The sequence below is a fragment of the Geobacillus sp. BMUD genome (assembly GCF_013096845.1).
GTDB classification, from domain to species: domain Bacteria; phylum Bacillota; class Bacilli; order Bacillales; family Anoxybacillaceae; genus Geobacillus; species Geobacillus vulcani.
In genome coordinates this window covers 1-3,095 of the sequence record NZ_SDLA01000034.1, presented here as the reverse complement: position 1 = coordinate 3,095, position 3,095 = coordinate 1, and the positions used below count along the sequence as shown (strand labels likewise).

At 48.9% G+C, this 3,095-nt stretch carries 3 protein-coding genes; all 3 read right to left on the bottom strand.

Annotation, left to right across the window (positions count from 1 at the left end):
* Positions 1 to 196: 196 nt before the first annotated feature.
* Positions 197 to 997 (bottom strand): ExeA family protein, encoded by an 801-nt coding sequence (locus ETC05_RS17155; RefSeq protein WP_011229854.1) that lies wholly within the window; start codon positions 995 to 997, stop codon positions 197 to 199.
* On the bottom strand, positions 990 to 2,237 hold the full coding sequence (locus ETC05_RS17150; RefSeq protein ID WP_014195809.1) for an IS481 family transposase: 1,248 nt from the start codon (positions 2,235 to 2,237) through the stop codon (positions 990 to 992). The genes ETC05_RS17155 and ETC05_RS17150 overlap by 8 nt, the downstream gene beginning before the upstream one ends.
* 142 nt (positions 2,238 to 2,379) lie before the next feature.
* Positions 2,380 to 2,943 carry a DUF6431 domain-containing protein gene (locus ETC05_RS17985; RefSeq protein ID WP_011229674.1) on the bottom strand — a complete coding sequence of 188 codons (564 nt, stop codon included), beginning with the start codon at positions 2,941 to 2,943 and terminating at the stop codon, positions 2,380 to 2,382.
* Positions 2,944 to 3,095: the final 152 nt, after the last annotated feature.

Below are 3,095 nucleotides of genomic sequence, written 5' to 3'. Positions count from 1 at the left end.
TGTAAATTAGCACATTATTTCAGAATCCCTTTTTCAAATTATTTCGGACGGATTCGGAAATAATGTGCAAAATCTTTGCGAATTATTCCAGGTTTTGCAGATTATTTCCGAACATTTGCACATTATTTCGGATGATTAACTAGAATGAGGATGGATCGGGATGAAACATAACAGGGGCCGATCAGCCCCTGCTGTGTCAGTACCCCATTTCTTCGGCTGCCATACGCACAATGTCTTCGTCAATCATATGTTTTTTTAATTGAGCGCCGTATAACAGGCAAGTGGTGGCGAGGTTGTTGATGATCCGCGGCCACCCCTGCGACTGCAGGGCAATCGCTTCTAAGGCAGCTGGGGTAAAAATCGGGTGTTTCGCCCCCGCCTGTTTCAGGCGGTGTTCGATATATCCTACCACTTCTTCCTTATCAAGAGGCCCCATCTGGTATCGCATGATGATTCGTTGGTGAAGCGGACGGTGTTGATTCAACCGTAGTTTTGCCTGTAAATGGGGCAGCCCCGCCAAAATCAAGACAAACGGATTCGTTGAGTCCATGTGAAAGTTGAACAGGATCGCGATATCCTGCAGAAAGGCATCCTTCGCTAAATGCATTTCATCGAGGATGAACACTGACGTTACCCGTTGTTCATGATACAATCGCTCGATCCCTTGTTGGATTTGATAAAACAAGTCGACCTTGCGGTATTTCGGCTCTTCCCCGAGCCCGAAGGCAAGGCCGCGATAAAAGTCCATCACGCTTCCCGTTGACAATGGAAAATAAACGACGTGATACAGTGACGGATTCAGGGATTCCTTAAACGCCCGAAGGGCGAATGTCTTGCCGGCCCCTGGTTCACCAATCAATAGCCCGATCCCTCTTGTTCGTTTCACGTAGTCCAAAGCGGCGAGGGCCTCTTGATACGAGGCCCCTTGATAAGCCTCTGGTGGATTCGTCTCCTTCGAAAACGGCTCTCGGGAAAGGGAATAAAACGTTTTATACATCGTTTTCGCCTCCCTCTACCGGAACCGTCGCAAACGGTGACCGATGGCGTTTCACATAGGCATTGTCCTCGAAGCGAACAAGGACCGCTTCGGCGACCCGTTGACCGTCTTCGTACACATACACGCCTTGTTCATCATAACGGAGTTCGATCGATTGTCCGATGAACCGGGGCGGAACTTCATACAGCTGCTTGTTCAACGTGACCGTACCATCGGCCTTCACTTTACGGTATTCGCGTTTCAAAAAGATCGAGTCGAGCCAATCCGAATCCTCGACGAACGACACCAAATGGACTTGCGATTGAAACACTTCATGTGGCGTCTTCCCGTTCAACGAGGCATGCGGTTTTCGATGGTAATCTTCCTCCAACCACTTCCAAAATCGCTCGTTTAGCTCTTCGAGCGACTTCGGTGAATTCATTTCGAGCAACGGGTAAAACCGCGTCTGTACGGTGCGGAAAAATCGTTCGATTTTCCCTTTGCTTTGCGGATCGTACGGCTGGGTATGGATCAAGGTGATCCCTAACTCCGCGCAGGCGTACTGCAAGGGTTCCGCCCGATAAATCTTGCCGTTATCCGAGTAAATTCGCTTCGGCTTTCCGTATCGAAGCAGCGCTTCCTTGGTTACGATCCGCAACCCGTCAAATTTCTCGGAAGAGAAAAACTGAGCGTACGGCACGACCCGCGAGCAGTCATCGATATAGGCAATCAAAAACGTTTTTTGCGTTTTGCCATTCACGCGAATCAACGGGCCATGGGACAAATCACCTTGCCAGAGCTCATTGACCTGATCGTACGCGAATCGTTTTCGTTCAGGAATCGGTAAAATTTCTTTCCCCACGAGGTTGTATTTTTTTAAAAGTCGGTATATAGTGAAATAAGAGATGGATTGGATTTCCCCCTGCTCGATAAGGTGTTGGTAAAACACCGTCACGGGCATGTGGGGGTGTTTTTTTCTCAGGGCTAAAATGTGATCCTCTTCTTCAGGTGACAGCCTCCGGGAATGGCCACGGTCCGACCGTCGTTTCGGCTTCAGCGCCTCAAAGCCCCCTTTTTTGTACTGCGTGCACCAGTCGAGGATCGTTTTGGCGGCGATGCGTTTCTCTCCATGGTGGGGAACTTGATGGATCCGTTCCGCTACTTCCTTCAAGTACGTTTTTGGATCGACTTGTCCATTCACCAATGGAGCGATCAATCCATACCGAAATAAAGCGATCTCCTGTCTCATCGACTCATTCATTTCGATCTCCTCCTTCGTTCATCCCATTCTAGGACCTTATCGGTCCATCCTGTCTCTATCCTATCGGATCATTCCCCCGACCGTCGAGAGGAAAGGTTTGTGGAATCTATAAATGATTCCATATAAGGGGATATAAGTAAAATCAGGAACTGAATGTACGTGCAAAAAGATGCGTCGATCGGTGCTCCCATATCTCTTGGATGACGAAAAAGAGGCCGATCTCCTCCATCGTCTGGATCCACCATAGGGCTCGTTCTCTCGCTTGGGCGATGGCAGGACCAATTTTTCTCCAGCGCTCCGCAAAAAACCAATGAAGGTGGTTCAAATTTCGGAATAAACGTCGGACATAAAATAAAACCCCTTCATCCGTAGGAAGGAGTGGAGCCTCCTCCATCCCCCGTTTCGGAGTCAGGCCCAACCGTTCTTTCACCACTCTCCATATGGTGGGCAACGTATACTGAAAATAGGGGAGAAGAAATGAAGGCAACACGGCCACCGTCCTCCTGCACTCCGGGCAGCGATACCGAGCGATCCAAATGCGATAAGACTGATGCGACGTCACGGCATTTCGTTCGTAGTACCCATGGCGATAAAGAGGTCGTTTTGCCTGGCAATGAGGGCACCGCTTAAGAAGGGGAAAGTCGTTTTGTTTTCCCCGCTGGGCATATGTCTGGACATCGACCTGAAAGTCATGAAACCGAATCACGTCCTCGTCCCCCCTCTGGAAATCACCCATGTCCCATTCCGAAATAATTCACAAAAAATTTAGCACATTCTTTCGGAAAGGGGGAGAGGGATATTCCGAAGGAATGTGCAAAAAAGAGTCTTTTTTGTGCGGAAATAAAGTGATAATTTACA